The organism is Pseudomonas sp. NY15437, from assembly GCF_048068435.1.
GTDB classification, from domain to species: domain Bacteria; phylum Pseudomonadota; class Gammaproteobacteria; order Pseudomonadales; family Pseudomonadaceae; genus Pseudomonas; species Pseudomonas nitroreducens_B.
In genome coordinates this window covers 221,884-243,552 of record NZ_JBLUQC010000003.1, presented here as the reverse complement: position 1 = coordinate 243,552, position 21,669 = coordinate 221,884, and the positions used below count along the sequence as shown (strand labels likewise).

Sequence of the window (21,669 nt, the reverse complement as noted above, 5' to 3'; positions counted from 1 at the left end):
CCGGGGTTCTTCGTCTCATCAGCCGCGCCCTACCGCCACGCGCGACTCGCTGACCTTCAGGCGCGAACGTCGCCGACGCACCAGCAAATGCGCCGCCGAGACCACCGCCAGGCTCACCAGGCTGGCCAGCAGCTGGATGCGCAGATCATCCTGGAAGGCCATGGCCAACAGCACCCCGACGATCGAGGCGATCACCGCGTAGGACAACCCCGGGAACAACCACATGCGCAGCGTCAGGCGCTGCGGCGCTTCGCGCTCCAGCTGGCGACGCAGACGCACCTGGGCGACGGCGATGGCCAGGTAGACGAACAGCATGATCGCCCCCGACGCGTTCACCAGGAACAGGAACACCCCCTGTGGCGAGGCAATGGCGGCGGCGATGGCGATATAGCCGATCACGCTGCTGAGCAGCACTGCCATGCGCGGGACCTTGCGGCCGGTCAGTTGCGACAGCGAGGCCGGCGCATCGCCGCGCTCGCTGAGGCCGAAGAGGATGCGCGAGGACACATAGAGCCCGGAGTTGAGCGCCGAGAGCACCGCCACCAGCACCACTCCTTGCATGATCAGGGTCGCGCCCGGCACCTTCATCACTTCCATGGCCGCAACGAAGGGAGAATGCCCCGGTACGATGCTGCCCCAGGGCACGATGCAGACGATCAGCAGGATCGACGCGACGTAGAAGGCGATCACCCGGAAGATCACCGAGCGCGTCATGGCGGCGACGCTCTTGGACGGATCATCCGACTCGGCCGCGGCGATGGTGGCAATCTCCGCGCCGCCCACGGCGAAAATCACCGTCGGTACGCCGGCCAGCACCGCGCCGATGCCATAGGGCATGAAGCCGCGGTCGTTGACCAGGTTGCCCAGCAGCGTGCTGGTGCTCGGCGCCCAGCCGAACAGGTAGGCGCAGCCCAGACCGATGAAGACGATGATGGCGAACACCTTGAGCGAGGCGAACCAGTACTCGAATTCGCCGTAGGACTTCACCGACAGGCAATTGATGGCGGTCATGATCGCCAGCAGGCTGAGGCCGATGGCCCAGGCCGGCAGCGGGATCCACTGCTTGAGGATGTCGGCGCCGACCACCGCCTCCACCGCCACGACAATCACCCAGAAGTACCAGTACAACCAACCGCTGGTGAAGCCCACCCAGTTGCCCAGGCCCAGGCGGGCGTACTCGGTGAAGGAGCCGACGCCGGGAATCGCCACCGCCATCTCGCCCAGCATGCGCATCACCAGCATCACCACGATGCCGGCGGCGAGATAACTCAGGAAGGCTGCCGGGCCGATGGCGCCGATGGTGGCGCTGCTGCCGACGAACAATCCCGCGCCGATGATGCCGCCCAGCGAGATCATGGTGATGTGGCGCTGGCGCAATGCACCGCTCAGGCGGCGCTCGCGCGGGGCGTCGAGCTTCAGTGGCCGGCTCATGGGTGCACCTCCGGGTGGGTTGTATCGGCGAACAACCAGGACTCGTCAGCCGAGACAATGGTTGATGGAGTGTAGAGCGACGCTGGATACTCTGGGCGCCCACCGGTACCCGCCGAGTTCAGCAAGCGCGCTGGCGCCCTGACGGGAGCGGGCACGCGGCGATGGAGCGGCTGTTCTGTCATGTCGAATTCCTGCCATAAGGTGCGTTGTTTTTGTAATGCATGACAAGCAATACAATTCGAAGCTAACAAGCGATATATTGCTTGTCAACATGGATTGTCATGGATAAAAATGCATGACAAGTGATGTTTTTATCCTGTTAACTGCAGGATAAGTACAAGGAACCCCTCAGGCCATGAGCCCATTCGAAACCCTTCTGACTGCCCTCAAGACCGACGCCCTGCTGCAGCGCGACGGCGCCGAGACGCTCTATGCGCAGCTGGCCGGCGCCCTGACCGAGGCGATCCGCAGCGGCGCCCTGCAGCCGGGTGAGCGGTTGCCGCCGCACCGCGAACTGGCCAGCGAGCTGGGCATCAACATCACCACCGTGACCCGCGCCATGGCTGTGCTGCAGGAGCAGGGGCTGATCGAAAGCCGCCCGGGCCGTGGCACCCAGGTCGCCCATCCGCGCCAGCCCGCGGTGCAGTTCCAGTCCGCGCCCAGCGATGCGCCGGGGTTGATCGACCTGAGCGTCAACCGCCCCGCCACCGACGCCTACAACAAGGCGCTGGTCGCCCTGCTGCCGCGTCTTGGCAACGACCCACGCTTCAACGGCATGAAGGACTATCACCCTTCCGAGGGCATGCCCTGGGCGCGCGAGGCGGCAGCGCACTGGCTGCGGACGCTGGACGTCCCCGCCGAGGCCGGCAACCTGATCGTCACCGAAGGCGCGCAGCACGGCATTGCCTGCATCCTGCGCGCGATGACGGTGGCCGGCGACACCGTGCTGGCCGATAGCATCACTTACCAGGGCATCAATGCCCTGTGCCGCTCGCTGGGCCTGAACCTGGTGGGCGTGGACGGCGACGCGCGCGGCATGAGTCCGCAGGCCCTCAGCGAGGCCATCGCAACCCACGCACCGCGCCTGCTGTTCCTCGTGCCGTCGATCCACAACCCCACCGCCATCACCCTCGATGCGCAACGTCGCGCGGAGTTGCTGGCGGTGATGGACCCTCACGACGACCTCTGGCTGATCGAAGACGACGTCTACCGTGCGTTGCTCGAACACCGCGACGACACCTTTATCGCCCACCGTCCGCAGCGCACGTTCTACGTCACCGCGCTTTCCAAGTGCATCGCTCCCGGCCTGCGCATGGGCTTTGTGGTGGCACCGCCCGCCCAGGTGCAGAACATCGCCGCTACCTTGCGCATCGACTGCTGGAGCACCTCGCCGCTGAACGCGCTGATTGCTACCCGGTTGATCGAAGAGCGTGTCAGCGACGAGCTGATCGCCCACCAGCGCGAGGAACTGCGCGCCCGCCAGGCGCTGCTGGCCGAGCACCTGAAGGGGCTGCGCTACCAGGCCAGCGACGTCGGCACCCACGCCTGGCTGCACCTGCCCGAGCCCTGGAATGCCTCGCGCTTTGCCCGTCTCTGCCAGGAACAGGGCGTCGGCGTGCTGCCCGGCGGTGCCTTCAGCCTGCGCCAGGACCAGTCACCCAACGCGGTGCGCATCAATCTTTCCGCGGCCAAGTCGCGCGAGCAGCTGGTCCAGGCCCTGGACGTCATCGCCCGTCTCGCGCAGCAAGGCCATCTCCACATGCACGACAGGGTCTGAAACCTCGATGAAATTGCCGGAACGTTGTGAAGTTGCCGTCGTCGGCGCCGGAGCGGTGGGCGTCGCCACCGCCCTCTGGCTGCGCCGCCAGGGCTATCAAGTGATTGTGCTGGAGCGCGACGCGGTCGCCGCCGGCGCCTCCTACGGCAATGCCGGCACCTTCGCACCCTACGGCTGCATGCCCATCGCGCAACCGGGCCTGCTCAAGGACATTCCGCGCCTGCTGTTTTCACCTGACTCGCCCTTCGTCATCCGCTGGTCGCGCCTGCCGCGGCTGATGCCCTGGCTGCTGCGCTTCCTCGACCAGTGCCGACCGCAGAACTTCCAGCGCAACGCCACCGCCCTCGCCCAACTGCTGCAGCACACCTACCAGGGTTACGCGCCACTGCTGGATGAGGCGCCCGCTGCCAACCGGCATCTGCGCCACAAGGGCTGCATCTACGCCTATGCCAGCCAGGACAGCCTGCGCGCCGCGGATGCCGGTTACGCCCTGCGCGAGCGATTCGGCATTCCCCAGCAACGCCTGGGCCGCGAGGAGCTTGAGGCACTTGAACCGGCGCTGGCGGGCAAGAGCGTGGGCGGCATCCTGTTCCCCGAGTCGTCGCACCTGGACGATCCACAGCGCTTCTTCGAGGACCTGGCTGCCCCGCTGCTGGCCGAGGGCGCCCTCCACTTCAATGCCGTGGAGCGGCTCAGCCGGCAGAGGAGCGGTCTGCAACTGGATTGCGCGGATGGCCAGCGCCTGCTCGCTGATCGCGTGGTGCTCTGTGGCGGCGCCTGGTCCGCCGCCCTCGCCCGCCAGGTGGGCGACCGCATCCCGCTGGACACCGAACGGGGCTACCACCTGGAGTTCGACCTCGACGACACCCTGCTTGAGCGACCCTGCTGCCCGGTGGAAAGCGCCTTCTACATGACCCCCATGGCCGGCCGCCTGCGCGTGGCCGGCACCGTGGAACTGGGCTCGATCCGCGACGCGGCCAACCCACAGCGCTTCGACTACCTGGAACAGCGGGTGCGCCGCGTGCTCGGTCTGCGCGCCCCGGTGGCGCGGCGCTGGCTGGGCTTCCGGCCGTCGCTGCCGGACTCGCTGCCGGTGATCGGCGCTTCCCCCAATGAGCCACGGCTGATCCACGCCTTCGGCCACCAGCATCTCGGCCTCACCCTTGCTGGCGCCACCGGGCAACTGGTCGCCCAGATCCTCGATGGCAGGGCGCCGGACTGGCTCGACAGTTTTTCCGCACGACGCTTCTGACCCGAGGAGTTCCACCCATGAGTATCCAGCGCAAGCAGACCGGCCCACGCATGAGCCAGATCGTCATCCACCGCGACACCGTTTACCTCGCCGGCCAGGTCGGCGAGGTGCACCAATCGGTGGCGGAACAGACCCGCACCGCACTGGCGCGCGTCGACGCCCTGCTCGATGAAGCCGGCACCACGCGCCAGCACCTCTTGCAGACCATCATCTGGCTCGCCGACATGGCCGACTTCGCCGAGATGAACGCCGTGTGGGATGCCTGGGTGCCCGCCGGCCACGCTCCGGCGCGGGCCTGCGGCGAAGCGAAACTGGCAGACCCTCGGTTGCGGGTAGAGGTGATCGTTACCGCAGCCATCGAAGCTGCCTGATATCCAGCCACAAGGAAGCCAGTCACGGAGGCAGCGACAAGCCCCGATCGTTCGTCAGCTGCGACGGGTGAGTTCGAGTGTGAACTGTTGCTCCGTGACGCTCGTACCCCATTGGTCGCCCTGCGCTTCGCGGGTCAGTTCGAAGCCGAACGACTCGTAGAGCCGGCGCGCCGCATCCAGGCCCTTGAATGTCCAGAGCTGGACGGCCGAGAAGCCCTGCTCGGCGCAGAAGGCCATGGCTTGCTCCAGCAGGCGGCGCCCCACGCCCTGGCCCCGGCAGTGCTCGTCGAGGATGAACCAGCGCAGGTGCGCCTCGCCGTTGCCCAGGTCCTCGCCGTCGATGGCGACCGAGCCGACTATTCGCGAACCCTGCTCGGCCACCCAGATGCCATTGCGTGGCTGGTTCAGGCGTCCGGCGAAGGCTGCGATGCCGGTTGCCACCTGGCTTTCGAAGAACTGCCCGAAGCCGGAGTGCCGCGAGTAGAAGCTCGCGTGCATTTCCGTCACGCGCCCGATCAGCCCGGGACGATACCCCGACGACACCCGGATGACCGAACCGGCCGGCTGTTCCGCGCCGAGGCGCTGTGCCGTCAGGGCCTGCGCGTAGGCCTCCAGCCCCTGCGCGATGGAACGCTGTTGGGCGCCGTCCAGCGGTGCCAGCGCGGTCGTCACCTGCCGCTGACCGTAGGCATGGATGGCGCCGACCGTGCGCGTTCCCTGGGCCGTCAGGCTGAGTCGCTTGGTTCGCGCATCGTCATCCGACGCGGTCTCTTGCACCTCACCGGAGCGAACGAGCTTCGCCACCAGGCGGCTGACGCTGGATTTCTCCAGTCCGAGAACCTGCACGAGCTGCGCGGCACTCAGCGTACCGCGGGCGCTCAACTCCAGCAGGGTGTGCACAGCGGAGGGCGAGTAATCGGTACCCGCCAGGGTCGTGCGCATGAACCCCAGCTCGCGGACCATGGTGCGCGACGCGGCGCGAACCTGCTCCACCACGGATGGATCGATCGTCATGGCATTTCCCCGGCCTAAGTAGTTGCACGATACAACCATATCGGAGCAGATCGGTCGAGAGCGACACGACCAGCTGCTTGTTGCGGCGGCGGCGTCGAACCGCCTCCGCAGCGGGCCCGGCGGTCAGAGCGCGACGAATCGCCCGGCAGCACGCCTGCCCGGCATCAGAACACCGACCAGCCGATCCGCGAGCTGAGCAGTTCAAGCGCCGCCATGCCAGCGAGGGAGTTGCCCGCCGCATTCAGCTCCGGCGACCACACGCAGACGCTGAACTGCCCGGGTACGACGGCCACGATCCCGCCGCCGACGCCGCTCTTGCCGGGCAGCCCCACGCGGTAGGCGAAGTTGCCCGCTTCGTCGTACAGCCCGCTGGTGGCCATGATCGAGTTGACCTGCTGGGTCTGGCGCCGGGTCAGGATCTGCTCGCCGCTGTGCTTGCAGAACCCGTCGTTGGCCAGGAAACAGAACGCCCGGGCCAGGTCGAGGCAGGTCATCTGCAGCGCGCAGTAGCTGAAATAGCTGCGCAGGACTGTCTCGACCTCGTTGTGGAAGTTGCCGAAGGACTGCATCAGGTACGCCATGGCGGCGTTGCGCGCGCGGAACTGGTACTCCGAATCGGCGACACGGGCATCCATCGTCACGTGGGGATTGCCCGACAGGCGGCGGACGAAATCGCGCATCGACAGGATGGGGGCGGCAAAGCGCGACTGGTTGATATCGCAGATCACCAGCGCACCGGCATTGATGAACGGATTGCGCGGACGCCCGCGTTCGAACTCCAGTTGCACCAGGGAGTTGAACGGCTGGCCCGAGGGCTCATGGCCGAGGCGTTCCCAGATGGCTTCCCCGGAATGGCCGATCGCCTGAACCAGGCTGAACACCTTGGAAATACTCTGCACCGAGAACGGCACCAGCGCGTCGCCGGCGCAGTAATAACTGCCGTCGTTGCCATAGACGGCAATGCCCAACTGCTGGGCCGGCACGTCCGCCAGCGCGGGGATGTAGTCGGCCACTTTGCCCTTGCCGATCAAGGGGCGTACTTCTTCGAGAATCTCGTTCAACAGCGTTTGCATGGCAGGCCCTGTTATCAGTCCCCAGACAACGGCGCGGGGCAGATTCCTTGACGCAGGTCGAACCGGGGAAATCACATCGTCGGGCTCAAAATGGCAGGAGGGAGGCGGCGGGAAGGATTCGACCGCAGAGGTCGCATTTGTGACTCAACATCCAATATTGAAACATTCGTCAATTTTGATAGAGTCCGAAACGGGACCTCCCCGGTCCGCCCCACTCCGTTTCAGGACCCGCCCCATGCATAACAACAACAAGCAACTGCCCTGCTCGATTGATGTCCTGGTCATTGGCAACGGCCCGGTCGGCGCGACACTCGCCGCGCTGCTCGGCCGCTACGGCGTCAATGCCCTGGTCGTGGACAAGGTCCATGACGTCCTGCTGATGCCGCGTGCCATCGCGCTGGACAACGAGGCGCTGCGCATCCTGCAGCTCGCCGGCCTGGCGGAAGACGCCTTCGATACCCTGACCATCGGCCAGGTGAAAATGCACTGCCCGCTGGTGGGGCAATTCGGCCAGGCCAACACCCGCGGCCGGATCGACGGCCACCCCAAGCTGGTGACCTTCTATCAGCCGGACCTGGAGCAGGCGATGCGCAAGCAGGCCGCGCATTACGCCAACGTGCAGTTCCAGGGCGGCCTGACGCTGCGGGACCTGGCGCAGGACGGGACGGGCGTGTCCGCCTCGCTGGAAGACGACAGCGGCCAGGTCCACCAGGTCCGCGCCGCGTATCTGGTCGGGGCCGACGGCGCCAGCTCGAAGGTCCGCACGCTCATTGGCCAGGACTTCGAAGGGCAGAGCTACGCCGAGGACTGGCTGATCGTCGATGCCGGTTCCCGCCACGGGCAGGCGATCGACCACGTCGAGTTTCTCTGCGATCACCGTCGCCCCACACCGCACATGCCCGCGCCAGGCGGCCGCGAGCGCTGGGAGTTCATGCTGCAGCCGGGCGAAACCCGCGCCGAGATGGAAAGCGACGAGCGCATCAGCCAGCTCCTGCAACCCTGGATTCCCGCAGGCCAGCTGCACATCGAACGCAAGGCCGTGTACCGGTTCCACGCGCGCTGCTGCGACTCCTTCCAGAAGGGCCGGGTCTTCCTGATCGGCGATGCCGCGCACATCACCCCGCCCTTCGTTGGCCAGGGCCTGGTGGCCGGTCTGCGCGATGCCGCCAACCTGGCGTGGAAGCTGAGCTGGGTACTCCAGGGCCGGGCGTCGCAGGCGATTCTCGACACCTACGATGAGGAACGTCGCCCTCACGCCCGCGAGATGATCGCGCTGGCCAAGCTCATGGGCCGCCTGGTGATGCCCGGCAACGCCTGGGCAGCCGCCACGATCCACGGCCTGATGAAGGCGCTGCGCCTGATCCCGGCCGCGCGCCGGCATTTCGAGGAACTCGACATCAAGCCGAAGAACCGCTTCAAGCGTGGCCTGTTCACGCCGGACAAACGCCGCAAGGGCCCAGCCAACGGCGCCCTCTTCCCGCAGGGCTGGGTGCGCCACCAGGGCCGGGTCTGCCTGAGCGATGACCTGCTGGGTGACCGCCTGCAACTGGTGGGCCTGGGCACGAACCCGCGCAGCTGGCTGGACGCACACCAACAGCAGCAGTGGGAGGCAATGGGCGGTAGCTTCCTGCAGATCGGGCTGGAACGCAGCGGCGGCGCTGCGGAATTCGCCGAGGAACTGGACGGCAATCTGCTGGGCGCCTGGGCCGCGCCGACCCTCGCGGTGGTGCGCCCGGACCGCATCATCATGCACCAGGCGCCGGCCCACCGCGCCGACGACCTGTTGCAGCGCTGCCAGGCGCTGCTGCGCGCCTGAAGCAGTACCCCATGGCAGCGGGCTTCCCTTATCATCGGCGCAGTTCCGCTGCCAGGTTCGCCCCATGACCGATCGCCCTGCTTCGCCCCGCCCAGAGTCTCCCGTCGAGCCGTTGACGCGCGGCCACAAGAAGCGTGCGCGCACGCGCCAGGGCCTGCTGGACGCGGCACTGCGCCTGTTCTCCCGGCAGGATGTGGCGGCCACGGCGTTGCAGGAACTGGCCACCGAGGCAGAGGTGTCGACGGGCACCATCTACAACTACTTCCGCACGCGCGAGGAGTTGGCCGAGGCGGTCGGCCTGGCGCTGGCCAGCGAGTTTTCCGAGACCATCACGGAACTCAGCGAGGGCGTCTCCAGCGGCGCCCAGCGCCTGGCCATCGGTGTGCGGATGTTCATTCGCCAGGCCCAGGCGGACCCGCAATGGGCCAGCGCCCTGGTGCGGGTGATCCACTTCGACCGCGCCATGCATTCCAAGCTCGCCGGGTATGTGCTCAACGACCTGCGCGCGGGGCTCGCGGAAGGAACGCTCCGCTATACCGACGAAGGCATCGCGCTGGACCTGGTGGTGTCCGCCGCCACCGGCGCCATGCGCGCGACCCTGGATGGCCGGGCGATTCCTGACCACGACGTGCGGGTCACCGAGATGATCCTCCTCGCCCTCGGCGCGACTGCGGCAAAGGCGAAGAAAATCGCCGCCCTGCCCCTGCCGCTGGGCGACTGACGCTTCAGGCCTGGGCCACCCAGCGTCGATAGCGGCGCGACTGCCGGCTCGTCTTCAGCTGGTTGCCGATCAGCGCCAGCAACGGCGAGATGCGCGGATTCGTCGGTCGGCCCTGGCTGAGCAGTGTCAGTTGCTTCTTGACGATCGACTGCGTGGCGGCGGAGGCAAATGCCTTGTTCTTCCACGGCACCCGGATCGGCTCGATCGACGCCCCTTCGCCATTGCGCCAGCGCCGCGGCAACGCAGGGTCGACCGCCAGCGCGGTGGCCATGCCCACCATCGAGACCGGCCCCTGGAGCACCTGCTCCGCCACCTCGCGTCGGCGAATGCCACCGGTGACCATCACCGGCATGGCGGCCGCCGCGGCGATGCGCTCAGCGAACTCGAGGAAGTACGCCTCGCGCGCCAGGGTACTGCCGTCCCGCGTCTGCCCCTGCATCGCCGGGCTCTCGTAGCTGCCGCCGGAGATCTCCACCAGGTCGACGGAGCGCTCGTTGAGCATGCGCACCACCGCCTCGGCGTCGTGCGCCTCGAAGCCGCCGCGCTGGAAATCCGCCGAGTTGAGCTTCACCGCCACGCAGAAGGTCGGGGCCACCTGGGCCCTGATCGCCTCCACCGTGCGCAGCAGGATGCGCGCGCGGTTGTCGAGGCTGCCGCCCCATTGGTCGTCACGCCGATTGCTCAGCGGCGAGAGGAACTGGCTGAACAGGTAGCCATGCGCGGCATGCACCTGCACGCCGGTGAAGCCGGCTCGCTCGGCCAGCCGGGCGGCCTCCACGTAGCGCTGAATCAGCCCGGTGATTTCCGCCTCGGCGAGCGCCCGCGGCTGGGCGAACAGGTTCTTCAGGCCCGGTATGTCCACGGCGATGGCTGACGGCCCCAGCGCCGGCTGCCCCAGCGCCGCCATCAGCTGACGGCCCGGATGATTGATCTGCATCCAGGCCTGGGCTCCGTGGCTGCGGCAGACTTCGGCCCAGGCGCTGAAGCGGCGCAGCAGCCGGTCGTTTTCCAGGACCACGCCGGCCGGCCCGGTCAGCGCGCGGCGATCGACCATCACGTTGCCGGTGATGATCAGCCCCGCGCCGCCCTCCGCCCAGCGGCGATAGAGACAAGTCAGCGACTCCCCCGGCGCATGGTCGGCATCGGCCAGGTTCTCTTCCATCGCGGCCTTGGCGATGCGGTTGGGGATCACCTGGCCGTTGGGCAGGTGCAAGGGTTCGAACAGGGTGCTCATGGGTTCAATCCTTCGGATTCGGTGGCTGGGCGTTGCAGGTGGTGACGGCCTGGGTCAACGGCTGCGTACCCGCTCGACGTAGGCGCCCAGCGGCCGGGTCAGCCTGCGCTTGAGCCGGCTGCCGAAGGATTCGCCCCGAAAGACCGGCGCCGCGACCACCTGCTCCTGCGCCTCGCGGTACTGCGGAAAGAGGCGCAGGGCATGGCCGCGATTGATGCCGTAGCGCTGCTCCGCCGACCACAACGGGTTGGCTTCCAGGGTCTGGCAGGTCAGGGTCGTGACCGGCGCCGGGGCGAAGGGGAAATCGCTGCCGAAGAGAATCTGCGACGGCGCCACCAGCTCCTTCAGCGCCGCCATGGAATAGCGCGAGGGCGACAGCGCGGTGTCGTAATAGAAGCGCTGGAGGTAGTTCATCACCCCTTGCGGCGCCTTGTCCTGGAACTGCGGCAGGGCATTGGCCAGCGACACGCGCCAGGCCACGTAGGGCAGGAAACCGCCGCCGTGGGCCAGGATCCAGCGGATGCGCGGGTACTTCTCCAGGGTGCCGGTGAGGATCAGGTTGACCGCCGCGCGGGTGGTGTCGCAGAGGAACTCGACGAGAAAACCCGGTGCGGCGATGCCGAGCTTCTCGCTGCTCTCGTGCATGTTCGGGTGCACGAAGACAATGGCCGCCCGGCGGTCCAGCTCGGCCATCAGCTCGTCGAAGCGCGCATCGCCGAGGAACACGCCGTCGGTACTGCCCAGCAGCACCACGCCGTCGGCCGCGAGTTCGTCCAGCGCCCGGACCGCTTCGCGGCAGGCGGCCTCGGTGAAGGGTGTCGGCAGCACGGCGAAGTTGCCGAATCGGCCGGGATGGTCGCTGCGCATCTGCGCGGCGAAATCGTTGCAGCGCATGGCCAGCTCGCGCGCCTGCTCCACCCCGCCGCCGAAATGCACGCCCGGCGCCGACAGCGAGGTGATGGCCGTCTGGATGCCGTTGAGGTCCATCACCTCGATGGACTTCTGCGGCGTCCAGGTCGGCAGTGGCGCGCCGGCGACCATGGTCAGCCCCTTCTTCGCCATGGTGTCGACGAAGGCCGGCGGGATGATGTGGTGGTGCACGTCGATTCGTCCGTGCTGGATCGTCATGGTGGTTGTCCTTGTGCTGATCCGGGGGCGGGCCTAGGCGGTCCGCGCGATCTTCATGGCTTCGTTGAACCACAGGGCCACCGCGAAACGGCCCTGCAGCCGGCACTGGCCGGCCTCGACGGCGCGCAGCATGTCCGTTTCGTCGCGACTGAGCATGACCCGCAAGGCATCGCCGCTGCTGCGCCAGTGCTGGGTGAAGTCCGGCCGGCGATGCACGCCGCGATGCAGGCTGAGCACGCCGCCGCGCAGCTGGTAGTAGCCGCCGACGCCGTCGGCGGAGAGTACCTGCAGCACGAAGGATTCCTCGTGCAGCAGTTCCTTGAAGCGCGCCGAACGGCGCTCGGCACGGCGCAGCAGGGGGATCGAGGCCAGCATCAGCAGCCGCAGTTTCAGGGAATCGAAGAAGGCGCTCATGTCAGCGGGCTCCACGCAGGCGGTTGAACAGCGAATGGCAATCCATCGGCAGGCTGTCGCCGCGCCAGCACACATGCTGGTCCGGGCGCACCAGGACGAAGCGCCGCTCGTACAGCGCGGCCAGGTGGCGCTCGTGCAGCGGCAGCACCGCCAGCGGCACGCGGCATTCGTCGGCGGCCGCCTGCAGCGGCGCGTAATCGTCGGCGTCGGCGTTGAACGCCAGGAGGGTGAAGCGATCCATCGGCAACTGGTCGAACACCGCCGTGCCGTCGTCACGAAACGCACTGGGCAGGCGCGCGCCGGACCAGGTGGTGGGCGTGTAGCGAATCTCGTCGTAGGCGGGTTCGCTCGCGTGGTCGGCTTCGATCACCGGCGAGCCGTGGTAGCGATAGCCGATCTCGATGCCCAGGGATTCGTACAACCGCGAGACCTTGCGCTCGAACTCCGCACCAATGGCCCGGCGCGCCGATTCGCCCGCCGGCCCGTCGAGGAGCAACGCATCGGTGCTGTGCATCTGCGCCTCGAAGGTCGCCGCCGCGCACTTCTTCACGTGGTCACGGTTGCGCCGGGCGACGGGTAGGCGCTCGGCCTCGTAGCTCTCCAGCAGTTTCGGCCCGCCCCAGCCGGCCAGGCAGGCGGCGAGCTTCCAGGCCAGGTTGTGCGCTTCGGCGACGCCGGTATTCATGCCCAGGCCGCCGGTGGGCATGAACTGATGCGTGGCATCGCCGGCGATGAACACGCGCTGCCGGCCGAATGAGCGAGCCACCAGGAACTGCGGACGCCACGGCCCGGACTGGACGATCTGGTAGTTGAGCTTCACCCCCAGTGCAGCGTCGATCACGCTTTCCAGCGCCTCGCCCGGACGCGGTGCGAACGGCCGGTGCAGCACGTAGTCGTTGCGGCTGGCATCGGGCGACACCAGCAGCCCGGCGAAGCCCGGACGGGTCAGCCAGGTGTGCCAGTACGGCTGGTTGCCGGGGAACAGCTTGGCGATCTCGTCCGACCGCAGGTGGATGATGAAGAGTTCACCGACCAGGTCGCGGGTGCCGTCGTAGTCGATGTTGAGGAAGTTGCGCACGCGGCTGTTGGGGCCGTCGCAGCCGATCAGGTATTGGGCGAAGAACTGCTGCGCCTCGCCGCTATTCACCTCATGGGCCATCGCCACCACGCCGGTGGAGCCCTGTTCGAAGCCGTACAGGCGCCAGCCCATGCGCAGCTCGATGTTGGGGTCGGCCTCGACCTCGGCCATCAGCACCGGTTCCAGGTGCATCTGCGCGATGCGCTGCATCGACTCCAGCGGCAGGCTGCCATCGCGGCAGGCGCGGATGATTGCTTCCGCCTGCTGCACCGGCTGGTAGATCAGGTGCCGGTCGGCCATGACGGTGTAGAAAGGACCGCTGGCCGAGGCCGCCATGGCCGAATACTGGTTGGCCGTGAGCGGGTTGCCCGCGGCTCGGATGCGCTCGGACAGGCCGAGCTGGCGGAAGATTTCCATCGAGCGGCAGTTCACCACGTCCAGCTTGGGATGGCGGGTGGTCTCCTTGCGATCGTTCAGCAGCACCGAACGCACGCCCAGGCGGCTCAGCGCCAGCGCCAGGGTCAGGCCGACCGGGCCGGCGCCACTGATGAGTACGGGGACGTCGATCATGCCGCCACTCCTTGAAGTTGGTTGCTGTGGTGCACCAGCGACAGGCCGGCGAGGAAGCGCGCGGCGACGCGATCGAACTGGTCGGCGCGGCCTGCATCGAAAACGTAGCGGTCAGGGCGGATCAGCACGAAGTCCATGCCGGCGCCATCGAACCAGTCCTGCAACGCGCCGGTGGGGTCGCCCAGTACCGGGCCGTCCGGGTCCTCGGCGAACTCCAGCACGCGCAGGTCCACCTGCTGCGCCAGTCGTTCCAGCACGGCGCCGTGGCTGGCCAGGCGACCGCGCCGGGCCAGGACGGCAAAGCCATGGCCCAGGGCTTCGTCGAGCAGCACCCGCTCGCCCTCCTCGCCTCGCGTCACCTTCGGCTGCAGCGCCAGGTGACCGGACAGCCGGTGCCCCCAACCGCAGAAACCGGCGGCCAGCGGCTTCTTGCGATTGGCCTTGTCGGTGAACGCCTTGTTGGCGAACGGCACCAGCCCGGCGATGCGGAACAGCAGCCAGTCGCGCAGGAAGGCCACGCCACGATGGCGGGTCTGGATGACGTTGCCCAGGAACATGGCGCCGTTGATGATCTCGCGCACATGGGCCGAACGCTCGGCCACGTAGTCGTCGAACAGCGCCGGCCGCGCCGTGCCGCGCAGCACCAGGTCCAGGCGCCAGCACAGGCTGTGGGCGTCACGGACGCCCGAGCACATGCCCTGGCCGAGGAACGGCGGCATCTGGTGCGCCGAGTCGCCGGCCAGGATGATCCGACCATTGCGCCAGTCGTTGGCCCACAGGCCGTGGAACTTGTAGTAGGCGATGCGGGTGATCTCGATCTTGTCGAGATCGACGAAGTCGCGCAGCTGTTCGCGCACCAGCGCAGGGTCGGTGGCCTCGCGCTCGGATTTGCCGCCGGTGACCATGAACTGCCACTCGTAGTACGGGCCGGCCATCGGCACGTAGGTGACCGGCTGGGCCGGGTTGCACACCTGGGAATGGTTGGCTGGCAGCAAGGCGTCCTTCTGCCCGGAACGGGTCTTGGTATCCACCACCACCCAGGCCTCGTCGAAGTCCGCCGACTCCAGGCGCAGCCCGGCTTCGCGGCGGACGAAGCTCTTGCCGCCATCGCAGCCGATCAGGTAGCGCGCCTGGAACACCCGCTCGCTGCCATCGCGCTGCACGGCCGTGGCGCGCACGCCTTCGGCGTCCTGCTCGACGCCGGTGACGCGGCAGCCATACACCGGGGTGACGTTGGGATAGCGCTTGAGACCGTCGTGGAAGTGCCGCTCCAGGGTCGGCTGGTGGAACCACCAGGCGCCGGGATGGCCGTAGCGGCGGTCCTGGCTGCCGATGCGCGAGCGCGTCACCGGCTTGCGTCCGGGGCGCAGGATGATCTCCATGTCGGTGAACGACTCGCTGGTGCGGCCGATGTCGTCGGCCAGGCCGGCGAACTGGAAGATGCGCATGATTTCATCGTCGAAATGCACGGCACGCGGGACGTAGTACAGGTCCTCGTCGCGCTCCAGGCCGACCACCGACCAGCCATAGCGGCCCAGCAGGTTGGCCAGCACCGCCCCGGTGGGGCCGAGGCCGACGATGATCACGTCACAGGTTGTCGTTCTTGTTGTGGTGGACGGTTGCATTGCTTGCTCCAGTGGAAGACATCGCCGGATCATTTTGAACACTCGTGTTCAATTCAGTCAACTGGAGATCAATTTTTAATCTATCGGCTGGGCCAAACCCGCCGCGCAGAGCCTTTCCCGGACAGCGCGCATCGGCTGCAAAGGCCCATAAAACGGGGCGAACCAGGAAAAAGGCAGGCAAATTGACCTCGCATGCACCCTGTTGACTTATTTTGAACGCACGTGTTCAATCACCCCACGCTTGACCCTGGAGCCATCTCTTCATGGAAACCCTCAACCCCGTACAACGCCGCATCCACCAGGCCGCCCTGCGCCTGTTCGCCGAGAAGGGCGCCAGCCAGGTGAACATCAGCGACCTCGCGCAGGAAGCCGGCGTGGCCCGGGGCACCGTCTACAACAACCTGCGGTCCATCGATGACCTCTTCCAGCACGTGGCCAGCCACCTCTCGGTGGAAATGCACCAGCGCGTGGTGAAGAGCTTCGGCGAAACCGCCGACCCCGCCCTGCGCCTGGCCAACGGCATCCGCTTCTTCATCCGCCGGGCCCATGAGGAACCGCATTGGGGCGCCTTCATCAGCCGCTTCTCGATGAGCGAGGATTCGCTGCGCGGCATGTGGTTCGGCCCGCCCACCGCCGACCTGCTCAGCGGGCTCGCCAACGGCCGCTACAGCTTCCGCCAGGAGCAGCTGCCGTCGGTGATCTCGATGATCGCCGGCACCGTGCTCAGCTCCATGTTCCTGGTCCTGGAGGGCCACCGGACCTGGCGCCAGGCCGGCAGCGACGCAGCGGAACTGACCCTGCGCGGCCTCGGCGTGGCGCCGGAGGAAGCGCGCAGCCTGTCCACCGGCGAGCTGCCGATGCTGCCGCCAGCGGACTGATCCAACCGAACCTGCCAACGCTCCTTCTCAGGGGCGATGGCGAAGCCTTGCCTGACGAAAGCCACGGAGAACAACAAACATGAGCCGTCAGCCCACCTCCGCCCCTCGCACCACTGCCCTGGCGACGCCGCAACCGGCGCGCCATCCGCGGCCGACGGTCAGGGCTCGCGCGCTGGCCCACCTGATCTTCGAGCGCCCGGACCTGGAGCAGGCCAAACGCTTTCTCGGCGACTTCGGCCTGACGCTCGCGCGCCGCGATGCCGACTGCCTGTACCTGCGCGGCACCGGCCCGGCGCCCTATTGCTATCGGGTGCAGCAGGCGGCGCAGGCGCGCTTCGTCGGCCTGGGCCTGGCGGTGGAAAGCCGCGAGGACCTGCAACGCCTGGCAGGCCTGCCGGGCGCCTCGCCGATCCGGGCTCTGGACTCGCCAGGTGGCGGCGAGAGCGTGACCCTGCGCGACCCTTCCGGCTTCGTCGTCGAGGCGATCCATGGCCAGCAGCCGGCCAGCGCGCTGGTGCACCGCCCGGCATTGCCGCTGAACCAGGTCGACGAGGCGCTGCGCATCAACGCTACCCAACGCCCGCCAGTGGCGCCGCCGGACATCATCAAGCTCGGCCACGTGGTGCTGGAAGTGGCGGACTACCAGGCCACCTGCGCCTGGTACACCGAGCATTTCGGCTTCATCCCCAGCGACGTGCAGGTGCTGCCGGACGGCTCCCCGGCCGTGGCCTTCCTGCGCCTGGACCTGGGCGACACGCCGGCCGACCACCACACCCTCGCCCTCGCCCAGGGCTTCATGGCCGCCTACAGCCACAGCGCCTACGAGGTGGTCGATGCCGACGCCGTGGGCATGGGCCAGCGGGTGCTGCGCGAACGCGGCTGGAGGCATGCCTGGGGCATGGGCCGGCACATCCTCGGCAGCCAGATCTTCGATTACTGGCAGGACCCCTGGGGCGACAAGCACGAGCACTACTGCGATGGCGACCTGTTCACCGCCGAGCGCCCCACCGGGCTGCACGCGGCCAGCCCCGACGCCATGGCGCAGTGGGGCCAGCGCATGCCCAGGAGCTTCACCAAGCCGCCGATGAACCTGCGCAACCTGCGCGCCTTGCTGCACAACCTGCGCCACAGCCCCGACCTCACGCTGCGCAAGCTGGTCACGCTGGCGCGGATGTTCGGCTAGGGCCGCCAGCGTGCACCGCCGCCGTCTGCTCGCCCGCGCCGCCCTGCTCATGGCCGGGGCGCTGCTGGCCCGCCCAGGCGCCGCTCGCCCGACAACGACAATCGCCGCGCCCACGCGGCCAACCGCTGTACCAGGAGTCGCTTCCATGCCCGTCCACGTAGTCCACTTCGAACACCAGAACGACCGCCACTGGGGCGTACTCCGCCAGGGGCGCATCAGCCTCATTCCGGGCCGCTTCGCCAGCACCGGCGAGCTGATCCGCCAGGTCCGCGTCGAGGAACTTGCCAAGCTGCAGGGCGGCGAACTGGCCCTCGACGAGGTGACGCTGCTCTCGCCGATCACCCGCGACCAGCAGTTCGTCTGCCAGGGCGCCAACTACCGGCAGCACATGATCGAGTCGGGCATGGACCCGGATGCCAAGCACTTCAACATGATCTTCACCAAGGCGCAGAGCTGCATCGTGGCCGCCGACAGCGACCTGATCAAACCGCGCCAGGTGCGCTTCCTCGATTACGAAATCGAGCTGGGCCTGGTGCTGCGCCGCGAGATCACCGGCAAGGTCGCGGTGACCGACGCCAACCTGCACGAGTTCATCGCCGGCGTGGTCATCGTCAACGACTACTCCGCGCGGGATATCCAGATCCCGCAGATGCAGTTCTACAAGGGCAAGAGCTTCCGCACCTTCGGCCCGGTGGGGCCGTACCTGTGCCTGCTGGGCCAGGCGGACATGCACTACCTCAAGGACCTGCGCCTGCGCCTGACGGTGAACGGCCAGGTGCGCCAGGACGACAGCACCGCCAACCTGGTGCACGGCCCGGCGGCGACCCTGAGCGAACTCTCCGGCGTGCAGGACTTCGCCGCCGGCGACCTGATCGCCACCGGCACCCCGGCCGGCTGTGCGCTATCGATTCCGTCGCCGGCCAAGCAGCGCATCGCCGCGCTGCTGCCGGAACGGGTCAAGTGGCAGGCCTTCATGAAGGCCCAGGAAGGTCGCAGCCAATACCTCAAGGCAGGCGACGTGGTCGAAGCCAGCATCCGCAGCACCGATGGCGTGATCGACCTGGGTGTGCAGCGCAACCGCGTGGTGGAGCAAGCCTGATGGCCGTGAAGGACCTCGCCGACATCCAGGCGCTCGAGGGCGTGCCGCTGGCGCAGCGCGGGCTGCCGGCCAGCACCTACGAGGCGCTGCGCCGCTGCGCCAGCGAACACGGCCGCTCGACGGCGCTGAGCTTCTTCCTCGAGGCGAAGCACTTCCGCCACACCCACGACTGGACCTACGCCGAGCTGTTCGCCAACATCACCCGCGCCGCCAACGCCTTCCACAGCCTGGGCCTCGGTGCCAGGGACGTGGTCGCCTTCCTGTTGCCGAACCTGCCGGAAACCCACTTCGTCATCTGGGGCGGCGAGGCGGCCGGCGTCGTGCTGGCGATCAACCCGCTGCTGGAAGCACCGCAAATCGCCGACCTGCTGCGCGCCGCCAACGCGCGCATCGTGGTGACCCTGGCGCCGACGCCAGGCAGCGACCTGTGGCCGAAACTCGCCAGCCAGCTCGATGGCCTGCCCAGCGTGCGCGACGTGGTCTGGGTGAGCATGGCGCCCTATGTGGGCACCCTGCCGGGTCTCGCGCTGCGCTGGATGGCGCGGCGCGAACGCAGCCGGCACAAGCGCCTGCGACTTCACGACCTGCGCCAGCTGATGCGCCGCGAAAGCGCCGAGCGGCTGACGAGCGGCCGGCAGATTCGCGCCGAGGAGCCCTCCTCCTACTTCTGCACCGGCGGCACCACGGGCCTGCCGAAGATCGCCCGCCGCAGCCACGGCTCGGAAGTCTTCAACGCCTGGGCCATGGCCGCCAACCTGCAGCCGCGCGAGGCCGGGCAGGTGATCTTCTGCGGCCTGCCGCTGTTCCACGTCAACGGCCAGCTGGTCACCGGCCTGATGCCCTGGACCCACGGCGACCGGGTGATCATCGGCACGCCCCAGGGGTACCGCGGCGACGGGGTGATCGCGAACTTCTGGGCCATGGTCGAGCACTTCGGAATCCAGTTCTTCTCCGGCGTGCCGACGGTCTATTCCGCCCTGCTGCAACAGCCCACGGCGGGCCACGACCTGTCCAGCCTGCAGTATGCGTTGTGCGGTGCGGCACCGATGCCGGTGGAGCTGTTCCGCGAATTCGAGCGCAGGGTGGGCGTGCGCATCCTGGAGGGCTACGGGCTCACCGAGGGCGCCTGCGTGTCGTCGAGCAACCCGCCGGCCGGCGAGCGCCCCATCGGCTCCATCGGCCTGCGCCTGGCCTACCAGGGCATGCGCGCGGTGATCCTCGACGACCAGGGCGCATACCTGCGTGACGCCGAGGCCGACGAAGTCGGCGTGATCGCCATCCACGGCCCGAACGTGTTCCTGGGCTACCTGGACGAGAACCACAACAAGGGCCTGTGGATCGACATCGACGGGCAGCGCTGGCTGAACACCGGCGACCTGGGTCGACAGGACGCCGACGGCTACTTCTGGCTCACCGGGCGCAAGAAGGAACTGATCATCCGCGGCGGGCACAACATCGACCCGAAACAGATCGAGGAGGCGCTCCAGGCGCATCCGGCGGTGGCGCTGGTAGCGGCCGTCGGCAGCCCGGACCCGCACGCCGGCGAGATACCGGTGGCCTATGTCCAGCTCGCCGCCGGCCAGCGCGCCGAGGGCAGCGAGCTGCTGGCCTTTGCCAACCAGCGGATCAGCGAGCGAGCCGCGGTGCCCAAGCGCATCGAGATCCTCGACGCCCTGCCCGTCACGCCGGTGGGCAAGATCTTCAAGCCGGCCCTGCAACAGCGGGAAATCGCCCGCGTGATCCACCAGGAAGCAGACAACCAGGGCCTGCCCGGCGTCGCCGTGGAGGTGGTGCAGGACGCTCGCCGCGGGCTGGTGGCGCAGGTGCGTGCCGGTGCCGGACGCGAGGCGCTGGCCCGCGCACTGGGGCGCTACAGCTTCGCGGTGGACTGGCACGGCTGACCCCTGGCGCCATACGCACAACGCTCGCACCCGAAACAACAATAAGACGAAGGAAGTGCCATGCGAACCCGATTGCCACGAGCCCTTGCCCTGCTGCTCGTCCTCGCCCTGCCCGGCTGCGAACGCATCCAGCAGGCCGCGCTGGATGCGATGGTGCGCGACCAGACCGACCGCTCCCTGCTGCAGGCCGGTTCAGGCCTGCGCGTGATCCTCTGCGGCACCGGCTCGCCGCAGGTGAATGCCACCCGCGGGCAGGCCTGCACCCTGGTGGCCGCCGGGGGCCGGCTGTTCCTCTTCGATGCCGGCGAGAACGCCATGCGCAACCTGGAGCACAGCCATGTGCCGGTCGAGGCGCTTTCCCAGGTGTTCATCACCCACTGGCATTCGGATCACTTCAACGGCCTCGGCGCGCTGATCAACCACAGCTGGATCAATGGCCGGCAAACTCCCTTCCTGGTCTACGGCCCGTCCGGTGTCGAGCAGGTCGTCGAGGGACTGGCCATGGCCTATGCCGCGGACGCCACCTACCGCAGCGCCCACGCCCTGCCCACGACGTCGCGCCAGCTGGCCTTCGCCGAGCCGCGCCGGGTGGAGATTGCCGAGGGCTCGGAATCGGTGCGCGTCTACAACCAGGCCGGGGTCACCATCGATGCCTACCGGGTCGACCATCGCCCCGTGGAACCGGCCTATGGCTATGTGCTGCGCTACCAGGGCAAGAAGCTCTTCATCAGCGGCGATACCCGCGTCAGCGAGCGCTACCTCGATGCCCTGCAGGACGCCGACCTGGTGGTGCACGAGGCGATCAATACGCAGCTGATCCACCAGGGCGCCGCCGCCCTCGCCCGCACCGGCCAGCCAGGTCGCGGCGAGCAGGCGCTGCGGGTGCTCGACTACCACGCCGACACGCTCGAACTGGCGCGCCTGGCCCAGCGAGCAGGCGTGCGTCACCTGGTGCTCACCCACCTGATTCCCGCCCCGGACAACGCTCTCACCCGGCGCCTGTTCGTCAGCGGCATGGCCGATGAGTATTCGGGCGAGATCACGCTCGGGGAGGATGCCCTCGACCTGAGCCTCTAGCGCCTCCACGCCACCACCTTCAGCAAC

General features: G+C 68.0%; 18 protein-coding genes. 10 read left to right on the top strand and 8 right to left on the bottom strand.

Annotation, left to right across the window (positions count from 1 at the left end; genetic code table 11):
• Positions 1 to 18: 18 nt before the first annotated feature.
• Positions 19 to 1,431, bottom strand: coding sequence for an amino acid permease (locus ACNFIA_RS08605; RefSeq protein WP_416784071.1), 1,413 nt, complete (start codon positions 1,429 to 1,431; stop codon positions 19 to 21).
• A gap of 355 nt (positions 1,432 to 1,786) precedes the next feature.
• Here ACNFIA_RS08605 and ACNFIA_RS08600 point away from each other — a divergent pair, with 355 nt between their 5' ends.
• From ACNFIA_RS08600 to ACNFIA_RS08590, 3 genes are read left to right on the top strand one after another with little or no spacing between them, the layout of a single operon-like run.
• Positions 1,787 to 3,208: a PLP-dependent aminotransferase family protein gene (locus ACNFIA_RS08600; protein ID WP_416784069.1), complete on the top strand. Its 1,422-nt coding sequence runs from the start codon at positions 1,787 to 1,789 to the stop codon at positions 3,206 to 3,208.
• Positions 3,209 to 3,215: 7 nt separating this feature from the next.
• Entirely contained in the window at positions 3,216 to 4,460 is a 1,245-nt protein-coding gene (locus tag ACNFIA_RS08595; protein WP_416784067.1) for an NAD(P)/FAD-dependent oxidoreductase, read from the top strand.
• Positions 4,461 to 4,477: 17 nt separating this feature from the next.
• On the top strand, positions 4,478 to 4,831 hold the full coding sequence (locus tag ACNFIA_RS08590; protein WP_416784066.1) for a RidA family protein: 354 nt from the start codon (positions 4,478 to 4,480) through the stop codon (positions 4,829 to 4,831).
• A 54-nt stretch (positions 4,832 to 4,885) separates the two neighbouring features.
• Here the strand turns inward: ACNFIA_RS08590 and ACNFIA_RS08585 are convergent, their stop codons facing one another.
• Together ACNFIA_RS08585 and glsB are read right to left on the bottom strand one after the other, a co-directional pair.
• Entirely contained in the window at positions 4,886 to 5,845 is a 960-nt protein-coding gene (locus tag ACNFIA_RS08585) for a bifunctional helix-turn-helix transcriptional regulator/GNAT family N-acetyltransferase (protein WP_416784064.1), read from the bottom strand.
• Positions 5,846 to 6,009: 164 nt separating this feature from the next.
• Positions 6,010 to 6,918, bottom strand: a complete 909-nt coding sequence (glsB, locus tag ACNFIA_RS08580) for a glutaminase B (protein WP_259755609.1) — start codon at positions 6,916 to 6,918, stop codon at positions 6,010 to 6,012.
• Between the two features lie 235 nt (positions 6,919 to 7,153).
• On the opposite strand from glsB, the gene ACNFIA_RS08575 reads away from it, so the two are divergent.
• Complete coding sequence (locus tag ACNFIA_RS08575; RefSeq protein WP_416784061.1) at positions 7,154 to 8,734, top strand: bifunctional 3-(3-hydroxy-phenyl)propionate/3-hydroxycinnamic acid hydroxylase; 1,581 nt, start codon at positions 7,154 to 7,156, stop codon at positions 8,732 to 8,734.
• A gap of 64 nt (positions 8,735 to 8,798) precedes the next feature.
• Positions 8,799 to 9,455 (top strand): TetR/AcrR family transcriptional regulator, encoded by a 657-nt coding sequence (locus tag ACNFIA_RS08570; RefSeq protein ID WP_416784059.1) that lies wholly within the window; start codon positions 8,799 to 8,801, stop codon positions 9,453 to 9,455.
• A 4-nt stretch (positions 9,456 to 9,459) separates the two neighbouring features.
• Here ACNFIA_RS08570 and ACNFIA_RS08565 read toward each other — a convergent pair whose 3' ends face one another.
• Genes ACNFIA_RS08565 through ACNFIA_RS08545 form a run of 5 tightly spaced genes read right to left on the bottom strand, consistent with a single transcriptional unit; the run spans position 9,460 to position 15,504 of the window.
• Positions 9,460 to 10,689 carry an NADH:flavin oxidoreductase/NADH oxidase family protein gene (locus ACNFIA_RS08565; RefSeq protein WP_416784057.1) on the bottom strand — a complete coding sequence of 410 codons (1,230 nt, stop codon included), beginning with the start codon at positions 10,687 to 10,689 and terminating at the stop codon, positions 9,460 to 9,462.
• A gap of 54 nt (positions 10,690 to 10,743) precedes the next feature.
• Complete coding sequence (locus ACNFIA_RS08560; protein ID WP_259755613.1) at positions 10,744 to 11,817, bottom strand: amidohydrolase family protein; 1,074 nt, start codon at positions 11,815 to 11,817, stop codon at positions 10,744 to 10,746.
• A gap of 33 nt (positions 11,818 to 11,850) precedes the next feature.
• Complete coding sequence (locus ACNFIA_RS08555) at positions 11,851 to 12,231, bottom strand: hypothetical protein (RefSeq protein ID WP_259755614.1); 381 nt, start codon at positions 12,229 to 12,231, stop codon at positions 11,851 to 11,853.
• A gap of 1 nt (position 12,232) precedes the next feature.
• Positions 12,233 to 13,879 (bottom strand): FAD-dependent monooxygenase, encoded by a 1,647-nt coding sequence (locus ACNFIA_RS08550; protein WP_416784054.1) that lies wholly within the window; start codon positions 13,877 to 13,879, stop codon positions 12,233 to 12,235.
• Positions 13,876 to 15,504, bottom strand: coding sequence for a bifunctional 3-(3-hydroxy-phenyl)propionate/3-hydroxycinnamic acid hydroxylase (locus ACNFIA_RS08545; RefSeq protein WP_416784053.1), 1,629 nt, complete (start codon positions 15,502 to 15,504; stop codon positions 13,876 to 13,878). The genes ACNFIA_RS08550 and ACNFIA_RS08545 overlap by 4 nt, the downstream gene beginning before the upstream one ends.
• 263 nt (positions 15,505 to 15,767) lie before the next feature.
• Here ACNFIA_RS08545 and ACNFIA_RS08540 point away from each other — a divergent pair, with 263 nt between their 5' ends.
• The 5 genes from ACNFIA_RS08540 to ACNFIA_RS08520 all read left to right on the top strand — a co-directional run bounded on the left by ACNFIA_RS08540 (position 15,768) and on the right by ACNFIA_RS08520 (position 21,642).
• Entirely contained in the window at positions 15,768 to 16,382 is a 615-nt protein-coding gene (locus tag ACNFIA_RS08540; protein ID WP_416784051.1) for a TetR/AcrR family transcriptional regulator, read from the top strand.
• A 79-nt stretch (positions 16,383 to 16,461) separates the two neighbouring features.
• Positions 16,462 to 17,565 carry a VOC family protein gene (locus tag ACNFIA_RS08535; protein WP_416784049.1) on the top strand — a complete coding sequence of 368 codons (1,104 nt, stop codon included), beginning with the start codon at positions 16,462 to 16,464 and terminating at the stop codon, positions 17,563 to 17,565.
• Between the two features lie 145 nt (positions 17,566 to 17,710).
• The gene (locus ACNFIA_RS08530; RefSeq protein WP_416784047.1) at positions 17,711 to 18,664 is read left to right on the top strand and encodes a fumarylacetoacetate hydrolase family protein; all 954 of its coding nucleotides are present in this window, start codon (positions 17,711 to 17,713) and stop codon (positions 18,662 to 18,664) included.
• On the top strand, positions 18,664 to 20,565 hold the full coding sequence (locus ACNFIA_RS08525; protein ID WP_416784045.1) for an acyl-CoA synthetase: 1,902 nt from the start codon (positions 18,664 to 18,666) through the stop codon (positions 20,563 to 20,565). The genes ACNFIA_RS08530 and ACNFIA_RS08525 overlap by 1 nt, the downstream gene beginning before the upstream one ends.
• 60 nt (positions 20,566 to 20,625) lie before the next feature.
• Positions 20,626 to 21,642 (top strand): MBL fold metallo-hydrolase, encoded by a 1,017-nt coding sequence (locus ACNFIA_RS08520; protein ID WP_416784043.1) that lies wholly within the window; start codon positions 20,626 to 20,628, stop codon positions 21,640 to 21,642.
• Positions 21,643 to 21,669: the final 27 nt, after the last annotated feature.

Bases quoted from the DNA above. Each gene is read 5' to 3' on its own strand.
- ACNFIA_RS08550 (WP_416784054.1), bottom strand. From the start codon at position 13,879: ATGATCGACGTCCCCGTACTCATCAGTGGCGCCGGCCCGGTCGGCCTG.
- ACNFIA_RS08590 (WP_416784066.1), top strand. From the start codon at position 4,478: ATGAGTATCCAGCGCAAGCAGACCGGCCCACGCATGAGCCAGATCGTC.
- ACNFIA_RS08570 (WP_416784059.1), top strand. From the start codon at position 8,799: ATGACCGATCGCCCTGCTTCGCCCCGCCCAGAGTCTCCCGTCGAGCCG.
- ACNFIA_RS08565 (WP_416784057.1), bottom strand. From the start codon at position 10,689: ATGAGCACCCTGTTCGAACCCTTGCACCTGCCCAACGGCCAGGTGATC.
- ACNFIA_RS08535 (WP_416784049.1), top strand. From the start codon at position 16,462: ATGAGCCGTCAGCCCACCTCCGCCCCTCGCACCACTGCCCTGGCGACG.
- ACNFIA_RS08520 (WP_416784043.1), top strand. From the start codon at position 20,626: ATGCGAACCCGATTGCCACGAGCCCTTGCCCTGCTGCTCGTCCTCGCC.
- ACNFIA_RS08540 (WP_416784051.1), top strand. From the start codon at position 15,768: ATGGAAACCCTCAACCCCGTACAACGCCGCATCCACCAGGCCGCCCTG.
- ACNFIA_RS08605 (WP_416784071.1), bottom strand. From the start codon at position 1,431: ATGAGCCGGCCACTGAAGCTCGACGCCCCGCGCGAGCGCCGCCTGAGC.
- ACNFIA_RS08560 (WP_259755613.1), bottom strand. From the start codon at position 11,817: ATGACGATCCAGCACGGACGAATCGACGTGCACCACCACATCATCCCG.
- ACNFIA_RS08525 (WP_416784045.1), top strand. From the start codon at position 18,664: ATGGCCGTGAAGGACCTCGCCGACATCCAGGCGCTCGAGGGCGTGCCG.
- ACNFIA_RS08595 (WP_416784067.1), top strand. From the start codon at position 3,216: ATGAAATTGCCGGAACGTTGTGAAGTTGCCGTCGTCGGCGCCGGAGCG.
- ACNFIA_RS08600 (WP_416784069.1), top strand. From the start codon at position 1,787: ATGAGCCCATTCGAAACCCTTCTGACTGCCCTCAAGACCGACGCCCTG.
- ACNFIA_RS08530 (WP_416784047.1), top strand. From the start codon at position 17,711: ATGCCCGTCCACGTAGTCCACTTCGAACACCAGAACGACCGCCACTGG.
- ACNFIA_RS08575 (WP_416784061.1), top strand. From the start codon at position 7,154: ATGCATAACAACAACAAGCAACTGCCCTGCTCGATTGATGTCCTGGTC.
- ACNFIA_RS08585 (WP_416784064.1), bottom strand. From the start codon at position 5,845: ATGACGATCGATCCATCCGTGGTGGAGCAGGTTCGCGCCGCGTCGCGC.
- ACNFIA_RS08555 (WP_259755614.1), bottom strand. From the start codon at position 12,231: ATGAGCGCCTTCTTCGATTCCCTGAAACTGCGGCTGCTGATGCTGGCC.
- ACNFIA_RS08545 (WP_416784053.1), bottom strand. From the start codon at position 15,504: ATGCAACCGTCCACCACAACAAGAACGACAACCTGTGACGTGATCATC.
- glsB (WP_259755609.1), bottom strand. From the start codon at position 6,918: ATGCAAACGCTGTTGAACGAGATTCTCGAAGAAGTACGCCCCTTGATC.